Origin of the sequence: Arthrobacter sp. SIMBA_036, from assembly GCF_046535135.1 — a bacterium.
GTDB lineage: Bacteria > Actinomycetota > Actinomycetes > Actinomycetales > Micrococcaceae > Arthrobacter.
This window is the reverse complement of sequence record NZ_JAWRXG010000083.1, coordinates 1-337: the sequence shown is the minus strand read 5'-3', so window position 1 is coordinate 337 and position 337 is coordinate 1. Positions and strand designations below refer to the sequence as shown.

General features: G+C 57.3%; 1 protein-coding gene. It reads right to left on the bottom strand.

Going from position 1 to position 337, the window contains the following annotated elements; genetic code table 11:
• Positions 1-142: 142 nt before the first annotated feature.
• Positions 143-337 (bottom strand): hypothetical protein (locus SB659_RS19225; protein ID WP_410551546.1); only part of this gene is annotated, 195 nt, incomplete at its 5' end.

The following is a 337-nucleotide window of genomic DNA, read 5'->3' as shown; positions in this document are numbered from 1 at the left end:
GAATTAAGAGCGTACAGACATCAAGTCCCCCCGGGCGGCTGCGCTGATCGGGCCGCACTCTTGGCTGCCCCGATGGCGTTGTCAACACAACTTATGCGGTGTCGCGTTTTCGCACAGAAGCCGCCATCGCATTGTCATGTCATCATGAGATAAGTCCTTTGGAATTGGGCCTTTTTGCCGCTTCTGGCAAGACGAAACGCGGCAAAGGGAATTGCTCTCCGATGGACCTGTTTTTGTCGGGAAGGCGCGTCGCGCTGGCTGCGATTTCACTGCTTTCCTGCTTCGTCGAAAGCGCTCCGCAATAAGCGGCTGTCATCCCGGCGACCGGTCGATCAGC